The 18346-nt window shown below is 58.7% G+C and carries 7 protein-coding genes; all 7 read right to left on the reverse strand.

Annotated elements, in window-relative coordinates; all coding sequences use genetic code 11:
• Window positions 1–42: 42 nt before the first annotated feature.
• Window positions 43–993, reverse strand: coding sequence for a hypothetical protein (locus CSA35_08460; GenBank protein PIE53997.1), 951 nt, complete (start codon window positions 991–993; stop codon window positions 43–45).
• Window positions 993–11372, reverse strand: coding sequence for a hypothetical protein (locus CSA35_08465; protein ID PIE53998.1), 10380 nt, complete (start codon window positions 11370–11372; stop codon window positions 993–995). Before CSA35_08465 ends, CSA35_08460 begins: the two co-directional genes overlap by 1 nt.
• Before the next feature lie 49 nt (window positions 11373–11421).
• Window positions 11422–12897 carry a secretion protein HylD gene (locus CSA35_08470; protein ID PIE53999.1) on the reverse strand — a complete coding sequence of 492 codons (1476 nt, stop codon included), beginning with the start codon at window positions 12895–12897 and terminating at the stop codon, window positions 11422–11424.
• Window positions 12836–14956: a type I secretion system permease/ATPase gene (locus CSA35_08475; protein ID PIE54000.1), complete on the reverse strand. Its 2121-nt coding sequence runs from the start codon at window positions 14954–14956 to the stop codon at window positions 12836–12838. Before CSA35_08475 ends, CSA35_08470 begins: the two co-directional genes overlap by 62 nt.
• A 3-nt stretch (window positions 14957–14959) precedes the next feature.
• A complete protein-coding gene (locus CSA35_08480; protein ID PIE54001.1) occupies window positions 14960–16333 on the reverse strand; it encodes a channel protein TolC in 1374 nt (457 codons plus the stop codon).
• 120 nt (window positions 16334–16453) lie between these two features.
• Window positions 16454–17959, reverse strand: a complete 1506-nt coding sequence (locus CSA35_08485; protein PIE54002.1) for a hypothetical protein — start codon at window positions 17957–17959, stop codon at window positions 16454–16456.
• A 79-nt stretch (window positions 17960–18038) separates the two neighbouring features.
• Complete coding sequence (locus CSA35_08490) at window positions 18039–18305, reverse strand: hypothetical protein (protein PIE54003.1); 267 nt, start codon at window positions 18303–18305, stop codon at window positions 18039–18041.
• Window positions 18306–18346 lie beyond the last annotated feature (41 nt).

Consider the following 18346-nt stretch of genomic DNA (forward strand, 5'->3'; position numbering starts at 1 on the left):
AAACAACCCAGACAATATATCACACTCTATCAAACGAGGCAACTACTCGGGAGTCTGGGGACATCTCGCTCTCATCTCGCCCCACAGCCCCCAAGCGATACCGACGACGATCACACCGCCGCCGAGCATCTCCCAAAACGTCGGAATCTGTCCCAAAAGCAATGTTGATAGTGCCAGAGTGGCGAGTAGCTCAACCGTGGCGACGCCGCTTCCCAGCGACGCGGATATATCCCGAAGAGCCATAAAATACAGACCGTATCCCATCAAGGTGCCGACGACCCCAACGGCCAGGGCTCCGCTCCACTGTGCGGCGGAAAACGCCATCAGTCGTTCCAGACTTCCCGAGAATAGGGCCATGACCGTCAGAGACAGAAGGGCAAAGGCATGAAAATACAGAAAAAAAGTACCCTGAGTCATGGCCGTCCCCCTACTGGAAAGACGGCCAAACAGGGAATACAACGCCATACCTACGGCACCAGCCAAAGCCAACAGAACTCCCAGAGGAGAAACCATTCCCCAGCCCCCCTTGACGGAGGAACCTACAGCAGTAGCGGCCCCCACGACGATGAGGCAGGACGCCCCGATCTGAACGTGGGTTGGCCGCTCCGCAAGGACGATACCCGATGTCAGAGTGGTCCACAAGGGATACGTGTACAGAAGAATCACGGCCATGGGCACCGAAAGATACGAGAGAGAGAGAAAGTAGCCCACGTAGTTGAACAGAACCGAAGCCGTACCAGCTCCCCACAAAAACAGGCAGCGAGCTACCGGAAACCGCAAAGACTCCCGATCCCTCAGAAAAAGCAGAACACTCCACCCCACGACCAGAACCGAAAGCCGCACGATGGTCACGGCGATCATGTCGGCCGACGTCTCGGCCAGAACCTTACCTATAAGGCTGAGGCTGGACCAACAACATCCAGCACACAGAGCCAGAAAAACCCCTCGAAACGTCGCCGCCATATCGACAGTACCGCCGCATCGGTGACGCACTATGTCAGCTGATCCTCCAGCTCCTGGTGGATGACCACCTCGGCCAGGGGATCGAGGATCACCGGCTCGGGCTCGGACGCCGAAGTTCCACCGTCCAGAATGGGGATATCGAGATCGCTGTTTACATCCAGCACGTCCTCGACCACCAGGACGTCGTCGCCCTCTAACGTTCCGTTTTCTCCTGCGAACGTCGCAGTCTCGGCCTCAGCCTGCGGAGTTGCTGCACTTTCGGTTTCACCGCCAAGGTCCGGCAGCTCCACGGAGTCTGAAAGCAGAGACTCCTCAGCACCCTCGACATCGACATCACCTGAGCCTGAGCCTGAGCCTGAGCCTTCACTGGCTTCGGCCTCCAAAGGTTCAGCCTCAAGACCTGAGACTACCTCCTCAAATTCGCCCTCAGCCTCCTGGGGTTCGCCCAGATCAGTACCTATCTCCTGGGCTCCCTTTCCCTGATCCTCAACCTCCGAATCGAACCCCGCCAACAGCGGCTCCTGTCCATCACCTTCAAACGAACCGGGTGCTATGGGTGCAGCTCCCGGTGCCCCAGGTGCTCCGGGTGGGATGGGCGGAGGATTGCCGCCGTCGTCCGGGAACTCCGGCGCCGTCTCCCCGCCGTTGACGAGGATGTGTACGTTCTCGGCTGTTACCGGTGCAGAGACGTCTCCGTTAGCTTCCTCGGTCGTGTACGCCTCAATCGTCACGTTCTTGTCGACGTTGTACTGGGTGTTGAACGACAGCGACCCAAGATCCTCGTTCTCGACCCCCGCTATCGTGTACGTATCTGATTCCTGGTCGTAGGTCACGGTACCGCTGCTGCCAGTGTTAAACGTGATGTCTCCCTCGACCAGTTGCAACCCCGTTATTTTGACCGTCGCGACCTCCGAACCGTCGGTATCCAACATCGTCGGGTTGAGGTTCAGCGACGTATCCTGGTTCGCCAGTCCCACACTGCTGTTGGGCTCTATGGTTACGCCATCGGCAACGGGGACGATGGTGAGGTCGAACGTACTTTCGTCAAGCGTTGGGCACTGCCCAGCCTCGCCGCTGAATACCGTGAGCTTGATGTTGCCTGTCGTCCCGCTGACGTTCTCGGGCGCCTTGACCGCTATGTATTCAGGTAACTTGCCCTCGTCGTCCAGCGGGAGCTCCCACTTTCCGTCGCCTATGTTGTTGGCCATCGGACTGCTTGCGTCCGGCCCGGCGAAGACTATGTAGCCCTCCGGTATACCCTGCAAGGTAGCCGAGACCGCTGACTCCGAACCGTCCTTGTCCAGGAGTCCCGTACCGCCGATCTGGAGGACAATATTCTCATCCTCGTTGCCGGTAGCGGCAGCCACGGCGACGTCGTACCCGCTGTTTAGAGGCGTCACCTCAAAGGTCTGTTCGCTTGCGGCGGAGACCATGTTATCGTTCCCCGGTGCGTTCTCCTCGTGGGACTCCACGTAGGAGCGGACCTTGAAGCTACCCGATGCGTGGGCCTCGGGAGTGTAGGTGAGGTTCAACTGGGCGTTGCCGCCCGTGGCGGATGTATCGATGCCGTTTATTACATAATACTCTCCATTCGGTATGCCCGCTATACCATTGACGCTCTCGGTCGTTAGAGTCTCGCCATTATGAGTCAACGTACCGCCAGTACCCATACCGGGTTCGTCAATTTGAACGTACACCTTGCCGTCCACGACGACAGCGTGCGAGTCATCGGCGTCGTTGCTCAGGTCGATGGTGATGGGTACGCTACCCCCTTCGTTCACGACCTCAGCGCTTGTGAGGTCCATGTCGTAGACGTCCGTGGCTGGCGTGAACTCCGACGGAGCCACGCCGCCTACTGCGGCGAACTGCTGTTCTCCCGCGTCGGTGTACGACGTGATAGCGGCGTCGAAGTGGAACTGCCCGTCGTGGTTGTTGGCATTCCAGTCGTCGGGAGGTGTGATGGAGATGTGTTCCAGCATGTTGTCGAGGTCGGTCTGGTTGCCGATACCTGACGCCGTCCAGATCGTCTCCCCGCCACTCGTAGTTTTCGTCATTCCCTCGACCACACACCCCTCGGGTAAACCGCTCAGGGTGATGGAGAACTTCGGATTGGGATCGACATTCGGGTCGCTGGTGTCTAAGGAGAAGTTTACCATGTCGGACAGAGCGACCTGTGCGTCCTCGGTCATATCGAAATCCTTGCCCGAGGCGGACACCATGGCGGGGACCGTGGTCCCTCCGCCTCCCGCCATAGCCTGAATCTCAAGCGTGAAGGTGTCCGCCGACTCCGCGACCAATTCGTCCGGGCCGTCTTTTGAGTACGCGGTGACGGTGATCTCGTGAGAGCTGTCCTCATCAAAGATGCCCTTGGAGTTGTCTATGGTGAATGAGAGATTCTGAGTCAACGTCTGTGTGTTGAACGCGCCATCTGCCTCGGAGACCGGCACCATCCACCGGCTGGTGAAATCGCCCGCGCCACCTCCGGGGTTGTGCCCCATGTACGAACCGCCATCGATGGACACGCCCGCCGGTACGCCGTCGACGATGAAATACTGGAGCTGCTCGCTCCCGTCGGTATCGGGTCCGGGAGTGGACGCATTAGCATCGGCCTGCTGGGAGACATCCACGCCAAGGGAGAAGGTGTCCTCACCGGTAACCGTGACGGTTTTGGTGAGCGCGTCAAAGCTCGCCGCTCCGCCCGTCGACGAGAAACTACCGGTGTCGATAGCCGTGTCGGTCTCGTCCGTTATGGGAGCCAGGGACAACGTGTACTGGGTCGTGTTTTCAATGCTTCCATCAGCCACCCCGTCTTTCCCGGGGTCAGTGACGGTGTATTTGACCTCAAAGGTAAACTGCCCATCGGGGTCTCCGTTCCCGGTCGTCGCGTTTGGCGCGCCCTTGATGAATATATTGTCTATGTCGGACTGGTTCACCTCGTAGTAGCCACCGACAGCGGTGAGCGGATTTGCGGCGCCGTCTCCGATGTTCAGGACCAACCCCTTGCCGTCAATGTCGGTCTGGCTGATCAGCACCTTGCTCACTACTTCATCGGTATCACCATTTTTATGTATCGTGCCAAAGTCCATCTTCACCCAGGTATCCTCGTCACCCGATACGCTCGTGTGCATCTCGGCCTCGGGACTGGGTGTGACGGTGAACGATACCGGAGTGGGGGCGTTCCCCGACGCGTCGGGGTTGGCGTCTCCATCACTCTCCGTGGTGACGACTTTCGCGTTGAAGTCCACTTTCCCGTTGAAATTCTGGGGTACGACGACCTTCGCACTGCCGTCCGCAAGGGAGTCAGCCGACACCATCCACTGCCTGTTGGTACCGGTACCACCGACGAAGCTCCCGCCCTGGACCATGAAGCCGTCCTCAAGGCCGGATATGATGAGGGTGGCGGATTCGGAGCCGTCCTGATCCGAGAGGGTAATGGAGGTGATGACCCGGTTCAGCGACATACCACCGCCGCCTTGATCCATCAGAGCCTCCGCCTCCTCGTGGGAAGAGTCGACTACCAACGCGGCGTCGTCAGCCACGCCCTGAACCTGCACGAACAGGTCCCTGGGGACCGCAGTGTCAAAATCGCTCTCCTGGGTGATCTCTCCGCCCTCGGTAGTAGCCTTATCGACCACCTGGGATTTTATGCTTAACTCAAAATCATCGTTACTCTGGGACGGCGGTTGAACATAAAGATTTCCCGGCTCGTAGTTGTCAATCTGGACATACCCTCCCGGACTTGCCCCTACAGGAACAGGTCCATTGCCATCTCCGTAATCGTAAAGAATTTGCGCTCCACCAGGAATATTTCCGATCCTGATGTTGAAGGTTTCATCGGGGTCCGTGGTCTGAGGCCTCACGTCGAGCGGTATAACCTCGTCCTCCAGTCCTCTGGCCTGAGAGACCCCAAGCGTTACCGGGTTGGGCACGGGGTTGACGATGAGGTTGGTCAGCTGACTTACGGGCTCGGAGATCTTCTCGACCACCACGCTAGGGTCGTCCTCGTCCACGTCCCTGGACAGAGCCTTCACGTCAATCTCAAACTGTCCTGCTGCACCCGGCGGAGCCGTGAACTTAAGGGAGTCCAGAGCGGTAACGGGCACCTTGACGTCTGTCTCCCCACCCTGGTACGTCGCACTTCCACCGTTCCAGGAGAACACCGATCCAATAGCGATATCGTAATTACCAGTTCCTCCGTTGTACATCTTTGGAACAAACAGCGCGTACACGGTCTCGTCCGTATCCTGATTTGACCATCCTTCAGTCAGGTTCACACCATCGGAGTTCAGGTGAAATACTGTATCCTCATACGCCGGGGTGCTGTACACCTTATTCCCGACCATTGAGAGGTCGCCTGAACCGTCCCCGTCGCTATCCTCACCTATAAACTCGGCGACCGGGGTAACGGCTATGTTCACCGTGACCTCGGTGGGAGCAGCGTTCGTCCCCTGTCCGTCGTTCGTCACCGTGACGGGATTACCGCCTATGTTCACGGTATCCCGGGTGACCACGGAGACGGGGAAGCTCACGTCGTGACTTGAATGAGCGGGCGGGAGAGCGATGTAGTTTTTGTAGGCGCCCGTGTCTATGTCGAGCTCACCACCAGACGGAGGTGTCACGTCGTTACCGGCAGGGTCAAAAATTCGCCAGCCCCCGGGTATGTCGCTTCCCTTGAGAGTTATACTGACGAGCGTCTCTTCGCCGCCGTTGTTTGCGTTAGGGCTTGTATCCGTGACATCCAGACCATCGAGGAACTTAAGACCCGATGTGATACCCTCAGCGGCAAGGTTCGTCTGTGTTGCCGTATCGGTGAACTCTCTCCCCTGGTCCTCGGTAGCCTCGGCGTTGACGACGGTCGTGACGTCACCGGCAACGGGGTTGACCGTGAAGTTTAAGAATACCGGGTCGGTCTCCTCGGTCGTGGTGACGGTGCTGTCCCCGTCGGTGTCCTGTGCGTGCAGCACGACCTCGACGCCTTTTATCTCACCACTGAAGTTCGGCTCCGCCTTGATCTTTATGTCGGGGAAGCCCGCCTCGTCCGTGCTCAGGTTGTTGCCCGGTGCGTTATAAGGAGCCGTAAAGGTCACTCCAGCCTTGTACTCCGTGCCGTTGATTATAAGAGCCGGGTCTCCTGCCGCCTCGGAACCCGGAACCTTCACGGTAATCCAGCGGCGCTCGCTGCCGTCGGTGTCCCCGTCTCCCGCACTTCCACTGCCGTCTCCATACGTGGCTTTCAGGGTGCTGGAGAGATCGAACTCAGAGTCCTCGGAGACCGCGAACGTCACCGCATCCCCCTCGTTCTGAGCGTCCTCATACGTCGAGCCATCCTCAGTGATCTCAAGCTTCACTGCGTCTGTAACGGCCGTCACATCGACGTCTATGGTCTGGTTCGTCGTTGCCCCTGGCACCGGTGTACCACCAGCGTCGTACAGACCATGTTCGTTCACCTTCATAACGTTTCCGTTATCGTCCACCTCGTATGACGTGACCGAGACTCCCATCGAGAAATTCTCGTGGCTGTCGGTCGGAGGCGCTACGACAAGAGCTTCGTACTCAGCCACCGTCATGGTGGCGTCTCCCGTCGCACCGGTGACGTGTGGACGATCGGATATGACGATACTGTAGTCGGTCCCGCCGCTCCCGCCTGTTACCAGGATATTCCCGCTCCCATCCTTCAGGGTGACGCCTTCCGGGATAGTCAGGGTAATGGCTCCGATCCTCTCGGGATTATCCGTGTGAGCGTCCGTACTCTGGTCTGTTGTGTCGTTCACCACGGGGGCGTTAAGCCCAAGTACACGGTCCGTATCCTCTGGTGTTTCAACTTCAGCTACCGTCACATTTGGCGCGTCCGCCACGGGCTTCACCGACAAGGTCAAAGTAGAGCTCCCAAGCTCGTTGGGTCCACTCGTGGCGGTGTAGGTCACCTCAGGCACGGGGCCGCTGTAGTTGCCAGTGGGCGTAAAGATATACGACCCATCGGCCTTGAAGAGCAGCGTTCCTATAGTGTTCCCGTCGCTGTTCGTGACGGAGACGGGGGTCGAGTCGTGCGGGGTAAACTCCCCGCCCATACCGTCGATGGTGTACTTCGTTACCGCGAGTTCCTCTCCGGCGTCGGGGTCGGGAGTCGCCGCATCGAAGACATTGCCCGTCTGGGCGATATCCTCAAAGTCAGATGTGACGATGGCCTCAGCCAGGACACCCTGGTCGTTGGTGCCGTGAATGGTGATGGTGATGGTGTGGATGTCGTTGTCGACCTCGTTCCCGTTGCTTACAGTGTCGCCCTGTCCGCTGCTGTCCGTCGCCTTTACCGTATAGGTTATGACGAGGTCTTCACCGGCAGGCACGAAGTCAAAGGGAACGGTGCTGCCTCCGGTGGTCGTGTTGAACTCCCACTCGATGGCGTGGGCTCCCTCGGTGCTTGAGCCGTCTATCACCTGAGAGGAGGCAAAGGTGAGCATGGACTGAAGCATGTCGTTGAACTGTCCTTCCGTGAGTCCTCCAGGATAACCTTCCCCGTCCAGGATGGCGGAGGCGTTAGTCGATACGTTTTCTATGTTTATGCTCACGGTGTCGGATATGTCGGCATCGGAGACCGAAAGAGTGCCGCTCAGGGATATCTCGTCTGAGGTCTCGTCATGCGCCGCCGAATCGGTGTCCCCCGTACTAACCGTGATCTCCGGCTGGTCGTTTCGTCCAGAGACGTCGATGGTCAGAGTCGTGCTTCTGGCTATACCGTCGTCGTCCGTCACCGTGTAGGTGAAAATCTCTTGAGGGACCTCGCCCTTCGCAATGTTCTGCACAGCGTCCGAGGCGTTGTTCAGCGTGTAGGAATAGCTTCCGTCGGCGCCTATGGACAGTGTTCCGTAGGTGCCGTTTACGACCGTGCCGCTCCCGCTGTTCGTCCCACCGGGCACGTTCTGAGCAGTCGAGGGTACGGTACCAAGGGCGATGCCACTTACCGCAAGTGTCGCCCCGGCATCCACGTCAGTGTCGGCACTTGAAGCATCTGAGCCCGTAATGACGTTGCCGGTGGTACTCAGCTTGACGTCCTCTGTCACAGCATCGGTGTCGGGACGGACCACTGGAGCGTCGTCCCTCCCCGCTACCCTCACGGTTATGGTCTCGGTCGCTATGGCGCCCTTGTCGTCCGTGATGGTGGCAGTGAAGGTCTCGGTTCTGGTCTCGCCGGTCCTTAAACCCTGCACCGCAGAGCTATCGTTGTCCAGCGTGTAGGTCCACTGCCCAGTGTCGGGGTCGATTGTTATGTCCCCATACGTCCCCGACGTGGTATCCAGCGACCACGTGGACCCGTGGTTAGCAGCGCTTGTATCCACGTCCACGTCGCTGGAGGTCAGGGTACCGGTCGCGACCTGCGTACCGTCTTCACGCACGTTTCCTTCCCTCGCGTCCACTCCCGAGGTCACCTGCGGGGCGTCGTTGGTACCGTGAACCGTGATCGTGACCTCCTGCGTGTCCGTAGCTCCGGCACTGTCTGTCACGACCGCCGTGAAGGTCTCGGTCCTGGTCTCGCCCTCCTTTAAAGCCTGGGTAGCGGAATTTTCATTGTTCAGAATGTACTCCCAGGCACCGGTGCCCGGGTCTATGGTTATGGCACCGTAGGTCCCGGCGGTCGAGCCCTGAATGGACCACGTCTGGGTATCCCCGTTGTCCGGGTCCGTGGCATTAAGGTTACCGGAGACGCTCGCTGTTCCCGGAACGACCGTGACGCCGTCGTCCAGATGCCCAGCCTCGATGACGGTACCGGTGTCGTTACCTACGTCTATGGTCGGCGCGTCGTTGGCAGCAGCGACCGTAATGGTGCTGATAGCCACGTTGCTCGCTGAGTTACTGTCCTCCACCTGGACCTCGATGATCCGGTCCACGTCGGTGTTGGGATTGTCGCTGTCGGTCTCAAACGTGATGGCCTTGATGGCCTCCTGGAAGTCCCCAACGGGCAACGTACCTCCACCGGAAACTGTTATGGTGATGGTGTTGCCCGATACCGACACGTCGAAGCCAGCTGGGATCCCGGATGTATCTAACAGATCGCCGACCTGTGGGTTGGTCAGGGTGATGGTGGCTTTTTCTATCCCACCGCCGCCGTTAGTGTTTATCCCCATATCGACGTCGGCGATGGAAACGGGTGAACCGTCCTCAGTGTAGGAGGCCGCCCACGCGGTATCGGGGTCAGAGGCCGAGGCGGGGGAGTTCAAATCCAGCAACGGAGCGTTGATGTCCGGCACCGATATCTTGAGTATCGCGGTATCCTCAGCACCGTGTTCGTCCTGTATGGTGTAGTTGATGTTTGGCACCGTACCGTGGTAGTTATGAGCTGCGGTAAAAGTATATGAACCATCTGGGCTTATCGACAGGGTGCCGATGGTGTCTGCTCCTTCTTTTACGTCGAGTGTCCCGCCGGGGAAAAACGTTCCGCCCATCCCGTCCACCGTGAACCTCGTGACGGTCAGGTCCTCATGAGCACCGTCGATATCCGAGTCGTTGTTCAACACGTTGCCCTCAGCTGTGCCTGATGTCGTCACGATGGAGTCAGCGAGTGCCTCCGGTGCCTCGTTCGCGCCATGGATGGTGACCGTTACGTCTTTTGAAGACGTACCACCGTGTCCGTCGTCGACCGTCACCGTATACACCTGGGTCAGGGTCTCGCCCTCTTTAAGGTGGTTCAACTCAGCGTCGTTCACGGTAAATTGCCATTCGACCTCGTTGGTGATCTGGTTGACCACAGGTACGAAGTTACCGAGGTAGCCGCTTGCTGCGGGCACGGTTGTTATCGTATGAGCGTCGGAGAGGTCGGCGTCAGTGAACTCCAGGGTACCGGAGCTCGCATGAGCGCCAGTCCCCTCAAGAGGGTCGTCCCAAGCAAACTCGGTCACAATACCCGTGTCCCCACCAGGGAGGATGGTGACGCCGTCGTTGGTCCCGGTCACCGTTATGGTCAGGGTCGTGTGAGACGTGCCTCCCTGACCGTCGGAGATGGTATAGGTGAAAACGTCGGTGTCGGACTCACCTGCCGCCAGTTTCTCGGCGGCGTCGTTCGGCGTGTACGTATAGGTTCCGTCGGGGTTCACCGTCACGGTACCATAGGTGCCGATAACGGTTCCGATACCTCCCGTGTTGTCCACCCCCGTGTCTCCCGCTTCAATCCCCACGACCGTCAGACCGTCCCCTTCGGGGTCGGTGTCGTTGGGGATCAGGGTACCGGTTACAGGCGGCCCGTCCTCTCCGACGGCATTCGTATCGGGATTAGCCTGGGGTGGCTGGTTCTCACCCGTGATGTTGATCGTGAGGGTCGTGTGTTTTATCTCTCCGCTCTCGTCCGTGACCGTGTAGGTGAAGACGTCGTTCAGAGTACCATCAGAAGGGAGAGAGCTAACGTCGGGGTTGGCGTTGTCCAGAACATAGGTGTACGACCCGTCCGCGTTTATGGTGACGGTGCCGTAGTCACCGGTGATCTGCGTTCCCACACCGGTATCAGCATTAGCGCCTGTCGCCCCCGCCGCCACGCCGATCACGTCGATGGTGTTACCGGCCTCAGCGGGGGTGTCGTTGCCCGTCACGTTGCCGAGTATGACGGAGGTGTTCGGGTCTCCGTCATCAGCGCCTTCGTCCGGTGCTCCGGGACTCACGTGGTCGGTATCTGGAGCGACGCCGATGGTCGGTGCTGGGGGCGGAGGCGTCGGGTCGCTACCGCCGCTGGAGCCCCCACCGAAGTACCCGCCGCCTCCGGGTTTCGAATCAGGAGCAGGAGTGTCGTCTCCCGTGTCGGTATCTATGTCTGGAGTCGGAGGTTCGGGCGGGTTCACAGGCTCCGGTCTGTCGTATGAGGGAGTATCGGGCTCGTAGTCCGGCAGCCGGTTCTCCGGCGGCCAGGGTTCGGGGCTGCGCATATCCACGTCTGGGCGACGTGGTTCGTCCACCCTCAGAGCGTCGTGGTACGGAGGATTCACCGTGTAGTCGTACCCGATTCTGGGGTTGACGGTGTGGCGTCCCGTGAGCTGAAGCAGCGTGTTCTCGTCCCGGCCGATATTGTCGGGGTCCGAGAGGTTCAGGGCATAGAGCGAGTTCATTTTGGGGAGCTTGACGAACCCGTGTCCCCGTATGGACGGCCCGTCCTGCGGAAACTCAGGATTGCCTTCCGCAAGCTGCTGCTCGGCCAAGATCAGGTCGTTCAGCTCTTCGGGGGTCTCGGAGGCCACAAGGACGACCTGATTGGCCTCGATCCACTGTGCCTGACCTTGGGTGTCTTCCACCAAGACACGCCCCGATCTGGTGATGATGAGTTCTCCCTCGTCCAGAACGTCTCCGATCTTGAGTTGCCGGACGGAGCCATCTACCGCACGAACGATAACTTCGCCTTGGATGTCTACGATTCTCAGAGTAATTGTCGCCATGATGATAAAATCCTCCTCGTTATTTCTTCGTGCCGTTTAAGGCCGATGATTATCTCTCTCGCAATGCACCCGCTCTGGCACGAAGCAGGGGTTTGAGAAGATAGGCCAAGACTGTCTTTTTCCCCGTTACGATGTCAACCTGGGCGACCATACCAGGTAATATGGGCAGGTCATCCCCGAATTCTGTCTTGTCGGTCACGATACGCACCTGATAGAAGGTTCCGCCTCGCTGGTCTGAGACGGTATCGGGCGTTATGGAGGCGACACGACCGTCCAATCCACCGTATATTGCGTATTCATAAGCTGTAAACTTGACCGTGGCCGCCTGTCCCTTTTGGACGAACGCTCGATCCTTAGGGGCCAGATGGGCTTCGACCACCAGAGCGTCGTCCTCCGGCACAATCTCGGCGACAACACCGCCGGGCATGATGACGGCACCGGTGGTGTTGACGGTGAGGCGCTTGACGATGCCCTGAATAGGCGACCGGATGGCAGAGTGAATCAGTCGGTCTGCCAGGGCCTGGTTGCCCCGACTCAGGCTTTCCATCTCGCCCATGGTCGCTGTCAGTTCGTTTCGCCATTGGTTGCGAAATCTGAGTTCTGTCTCCCGAATCTGGCTTTTGCTTTCCTCCATGGCCTCCCTGGCCCGGCTCGCCTGAGCTCCCGCCTGAGCTCGCTCCCCCCGAGAGCGTGCGAGATCACGCTCCAGGCGCATGACGTCCACTTTGGGAACAGCTCCGGATTTGAGCAGAGGTTTGGTGAGTTCCAGTTCCTGCTTTGCCAGGTCGAAAGCCCTGCTCATCTGAGCGTAACGAGCACGGGCCTCGCTCAGTTCGTGACGTCGCTGGTCGGCCTGATCCTGGATGACCTGTATTTTGGACGCCAACTCCTCAAGGCTGGCCCAATAGAGCCGACGTTCCTGGTCTACGATGTCCGGGATGGCCCGGATGAGCTCATCAGAAGGTGTAAAAGGCTCCCCCCGGCTCAAGGCCCGCAATCTGGCAGCCTTGGCGGTGAGGGTCTGCATTTTTGCCTCCTGCTGACCAAGGGCCGAGCCAGATCGGGTGGGGTCCACCTGAACCAGAATCTGTCCTTTGGCTACCCGGTCCGATTCCCGAACCAACACGGCCTCCACCATGCCGCCGTCCACCGATTGGACCACCTGAGTCCCCCCCGAGGGGATGACCTTCCCCGTGCCCCGAACGACCTCGTCCAGAGGAGAGACTCCGGCCCATAAAAACAGGGCCGCAAAGGTTCCCGTAATGGTGTAGATGATGGCTCTGGATTTTTTGGGAGACTGTCCCTCCATGGCGAGTCGGGCGTCTGTCTCCCAGCCTCGATCAACCGCCGATACCGATGACCCCGGCAGTAGGGGATCAACGATGGCTCGGCTTCCTTTTTCTATATGATCTATGGCGGTTCCGATGCTTCGGAATCCGTCTTCTTTGCCAGGATGAAACATCTCAGCCGCTCCTTTTAACGGCACCGGAGCGCAGATTCTGGAGGACCGTCTCCTTGGGACCATCGGCAACGATCTGCCCCCGGTCCATGACGAGTATCCGATCCACCAGCTCCAGAAGAGCCATTTTATGGGTGATGAGGATGATCGTCTTGTCCCGGGCGTATTCAGCCAGGTTTTTTCTGATCTGCGCTTCGCTTCGGTTATCCATGGAGGCCGTGGGCTCGTCGAGCAAAAGCACTGGAGGATCGCCAAGGACGGCCCTCGAGAGCGCTACACACTGCCTTTGACCGCTGGAAAGCCGGGTACCACGTTCCCCAACGGGCATGTTCAGCCCCTGGGGATGTTGTCTGGCAAAAGCCTCCACCCCAGCGATCCGAGCGGCTTTCAGAAGGGCTTCATCCCCCACGGGAGGATGGCCGAAGAGGATGTTGTCTCTCAGACTGCCGAAGAAGAGTGGCGGCTCCTGAAGGACGGTGCCCAGGGATCTTCTGAGCTCCGCCGGGTCGATCTGGCGGATGTCCACACCGTCCAGGAGTACCGCACCTTCCTGGGGACGGTAGAGTCCCAGGACAAGTCGGGCTATGGTCGTTTTTCCCGAACCCAGCGGCCCCAAGAGGGCCACTTTTTCTCCGGGCTCGATCCGAAAGGACACGTCCCTGAGTGTGGCCGATTCCTCACCGGGATAGGAGAAGGTCACGCCGTCAAAAGTTATCTCGCCCTTGAAGGGCACGCGGGAGACGAAGGTTCCCTGACGCTCGGTCTCCTTGGCCATGATGCCGTCGAGAGCGGCCAGAGAGCGGGAGGCCGAGGAGTATTGAATAAGCAGTGACGCCAGACGGCCCACCGGAGCCATGCCCCGGGAGGTCAGCATGTAGGCGGCTATAAGGGCCCCCATGCTCAGAGACTGACGAAGCACCAGGCTCACGCCCACCACCATGGTGACGACCGACACTATCTGCTGAACCCACTGAAAGCCGCTGACGACGGACGATGAAAGGCGTTTGGTTCTGACGCCCGCCCGTTCTAAAAAGTCAACAGCCCGCTCCCATCGCCCCTGAATCAGGCTTTCAGCTCCGGCAGCCTTGACGGCCTCCATGGAAAGAAGGCTTTCAACGAGCGTGGCGTTTTTCATGGCAGAGGCCCGTTGCGTGGTCTCGGCCAGGTCTCTCATTCGTCCCTGAACGATCACGGCGTGAAGGACGGTCAGAAGACAGCCCACCGCCATTGGGACCGCAAGAGGCCAGGCGATGAGGGCGACCATCGCGAAGAAAAACAGGGCAAAAGGCAGATCGACAAAGGAAAAGATCGTGGCTGAGGAGATAAAGCTGCGCACCGCCTCGAACCCCTGAACGCTATTGGCAAAGGACCCCACAGAGGGGGGACGCTCCTCGGACCGAAGGTCCAGGATGTGTTCCATAAGCCGCCGGGAGAGGACGACGTTTGTTCGAGCCGCCGCACCATCCACGAGGACGGAGCGGGCCAATCGAAGCCCCCAGTCGGCCGTGAGCATGACGCCCACCCCAATTGCCAGAACTGTCATGGATTCCATGGCCCTGTTCGGGATGATCCTGTTATAGACGTTCATCGTGAACAGAGGCATCGCCAGGGCAAAGAGGTTGCTGATCATCGATGCCAAAAGGACGTCACGATACAGCCCCTTGCCGGCTGAGATGGCACTCCAGAACCAATGTCCCTCCCGAGGAGCCAGGGTTACAGGTGCTCGTTCGTCAAACTGAAAGATAGGCCGAAAATAGAGACAATAGCCTGCATACTCCTCCCGAAGATCGTCCAGAGAGAGACACGTGACCGAGTCTATCTCCGGGGTCACCACTCCGACGCTCCCCTCCTGGAGATCCAAAGAAACGAGAACACAGGCTCTCTCGTCGGACAGGACCAGAACCGCCGGAAAAAGCAGAGGATTAAGCTTCTCCAGCGGGGCCCTGACAACCCGCCCGGCCAGGCCGACACGTTCGGCCGCACGCAGAGCACCCAAGGGGTTCAGGGCACCGTTCTCCAACGGAATCCCCGAGAGCAAAGCATCCCGAGATACGGTCTGTCCATGATACCGGGCCAGATAGACCAGACAAGAGGCCAGGTCGCCCCCATGCCCGTCAAACGTCATTACCTAGCTCTCCCCATGGCCCTCCCCACTGGATCTGGCCTTCAGGCCCAGCTCTTCAGGTGTTGGAACATCATCTCGCTGCACCGACAGCGCCCGGAGGAGGAGCCCCTGTTCCGAAAGAAACTGGGCTTTCGCGAGGTTCAGGTTTGTTACGGCGTTCGAGTAGGAACGCTGCGCCTGGAAGGCCTCGTTTTCGGCATCCAAGAGATCCAGAAGGCTTCTACGCCCCACCTCAAACTGGATAGCATAGGCCTTGCGCATGGCTTCGGCGGATTTTTTATGTTGTTCCAGCAAGGGGAGCTTCTTTTGAAGAGAGATAACGTCGTTGTAAGCGATACTCGCCGCCTGCCGAACGTCCCATCGGGCTTTTTTCAGATGGGCTTTAGCCTCCTCGTGAAGCTGGTCAAACCGGCGAATTTCCTCCCGATCACGACCACCGTCGTAGATGTTGTAGCTCAGGACAAGCTCCGCCATTGCTTTATCACGACGACCCCGGGTTCCGTCCACGTCGTCCTCCAGGCTTCCACTGGCCCGAAAGTCCAGTCGGGGCGAGAGGGCACCTTTTTTCGCCTTCAGGGCGTAGAGGGTGGACAACTCATGTTCACAGGCAGCAAAGACCTTTGGGCTGGTCTCAAGAGCACGATCTCCTGCATCCTCAAGTTTAAACGACATATCTAAGTTCAATTCAGTGTGTTTGAGAAACTCTCCGGGCATTTTCCCCACGATACGAAGATACTGGCTTCTGGCATCGTGAAGGTTGCTGAGTTCCGTGGCAAGATTGACCCGGGCCAGGGCGAGACGCCCTTTGGCCGTCTCAAGGTCAACGGCACTGCCAACACCGGCCGTCTCTCTGCGGATTACCCTGTCCATGAGGGCGTGATGCCGCTCCAGGTTTTCCCTCGCCAGTTCGACCATGGAGGTGTAACGGAGAACATCCTCATGCCCTCTGATAGCGCCGAGAGCGACGACCTCCATGACGTCTAACAACTCGAAGTACCGCATCTTCATCGTGTGGTCCATCCTGCGAACTTCGTTTTTCGTCACTCCGCCGTCGTAGATCATCTGGCTCAGAGACAAAAATACGCCGCTTCTGTTGTAGCTATGCATCTGACGACCGGCATATCCCGGACCATCCAGGTTGTCGCGACCAACACCAGCTCTCAGAGCCAGTTTGGGACGGTAGCCAGCCTTGGCTGCCTCACGCCCGTAGGTAGCTGCGTGAAATACGTGCCAGCGTGCCTGTACTTCCGGGTTAGCCTGAAGGGCCATCTCCACCGTCTGATCCAGCGGAATGTTTTGCACCGCCCACAAAGGCGAGACTCCCAAAACAAGGATGGCACCCCACAGAGACAGCACACGACTTGAATTTTTTTTCATTACTCCACACACCTTCTTAATAATATAAACACACTACTTTTCTATGGTATTATTTTTGACCAATTCTGGACAGATGTCAAGACCAACCCCCTTCCAGATGGCTCGTCAACTTCCCAAGAACTACAGGACGGCAAAGCCATAGGTTAAAGCGGAGACTACCATGACCAGGGGCGGCACTCGACCGCTCGCCTGGGCAACGAAGAAGGCCCCAAAGAGTCCCACGGTATGACACCATGCCGAGATCTTCGTCTGGGTAGAGAGAGATGCCATCGTCACGGCCGATTCACGCATGAAGGTCCACCAGACCGTCAGAAAAACAGCCGTCAACAAGGGGAGGATAAAGCGGGTGGTAGCTCCCAGCGCCGGAGATTTTTTGATGCTGTCCAGACAGGCAAAGGCAACAACAGCGTTCGTCGTGGCAGGAAGGGTCATGGCCACAACCATGACAAGAGCCCCAATAAGCGCCCACAACGTACCCGTCGAGGGGGCCGTTTCGAACAGGGGGCCTATCGCACCGCCGAGTTCTGGAGCTTGCCCACTCAACGCTCGAACCATGTCCCAACCCGATACGGCGGCGATCTTGGTGACCATCGGGGAGGGCAGAGCCCCCACCAGAGCCACATACTGCATAAACCGCTCTCTGGCGTAGAGAACGATGGATGATGACGGCCCAGCCAAAAGATCCATCGCCAGCGGGATAAAGGCCGGACCACCACCAAAGGTCACCAGCCCTACGGACACCATACCCACGATGAGGAAAAGAAAAGTTCCAGATCGAAGGACAGGCGAGAGAGAACACAGAGGAATTCCCAGCAGCAAGACAAGCATCCAGAGGCGCCCCATGTCCCTCAAAACCGGTCGAAGCACCGAGTTTCCCTGGGGCTGGTGGTCCCATCCCGACCGCACCGCCAATCCACCAGCGACGAGAACGGCCGTAAGGCTGGCCCATCCGGCCCAGCTCGTCCCGAATCCTAAGAAATAAGCCCAGGCACTGTGAGTAGCTAAAAAAAAGGCCACCACCGTCCAGGCAAACACCCGGGAGGAGCGACGCCACGGGGCCGCCCCCACCGCAACCGAGACGAGCATGGCCAGGATCAAAGAGCCGTTGTTCACACCCAAGAGAAGAAGCCCAAGAGAGAGAGAGAACACGAGGATTGTGTGAGAAGGCCTCATGATCTCCCGACAGCGGAGAGTCATACGGATGGCAAGTGAAGCGACCATCGCCGCCACAAGAGGAAAGGCAGCCACGGTGGCCCGACGAAGGAGGAGCAAACGATCAGCCTGAGAGCCTGCCGACTGAAAGACCCAGGAGGTAACGACCACCATGACGGCCGCCATGGGCAGAATCATCGCCGTCAGGGCAAGGAGAACCCCGATGACCCCAGCCACCCGATAGCCTATAACGGCCGCCATCTGAGGGGCCATAGGGCCTGGAAGGGAATTGGACAGGGCTAAGATATCGCCAAAGGCCTCTGCGTTCAACCATCCTCGGCGCTCCACGGCCTCCCTGTAGATGACAGGGGCCATCGCAGAACCGCCGCCAAAGCCCAGAAGGCCTGTCTTGAGAAAGACCCACGTCAGCCCCCTCAAGTCACCGTTAGAATACCGTGCCACCCTCTCACCCACTACTCTTTTCTCTATCCTGTCGCTCTCACCACCAACTCACAGCACGTCGGCCCAGATACGACAAAAAACGCCGTCACTGCTACGACACCACCGGCGTCATGAACGAGGTTTGTTCTTCTACCCGGAACTGCCCAACAATCGCGTTGAGCCGTTCGGCACCGGACGAGAGGTTCTGAGCCTCTTGCGCTACCTGCTCCGAAGCAAGTGCCGTATCGTCGCTGCCTCTCTTCACTCCCTCCAGTATCTCCGCCGTCTCAAGTGTCCCCTTAGTGACCTGATCTATGCCAGAGGCCATCTCCTCACTCGACGCCGCCTGCTCTTCCGCAAGGGCCGCTATGTTATGCATGGTGCTCTCCACATGGGAGATTTGCTTTAAGGTCGCCCCAA

The sequence above is a fragment of the Dethiosulfovibrio peptidovorans genome (assembly GCA_002748665.1).
Classification (GTDB): Bacteria; Synergistota; Synergistia; order Synergistales; family Dethiosulfovibrionaceae; genus Dethiosulfovibrio; species Dethiosulfovibrio peptidovorans_A.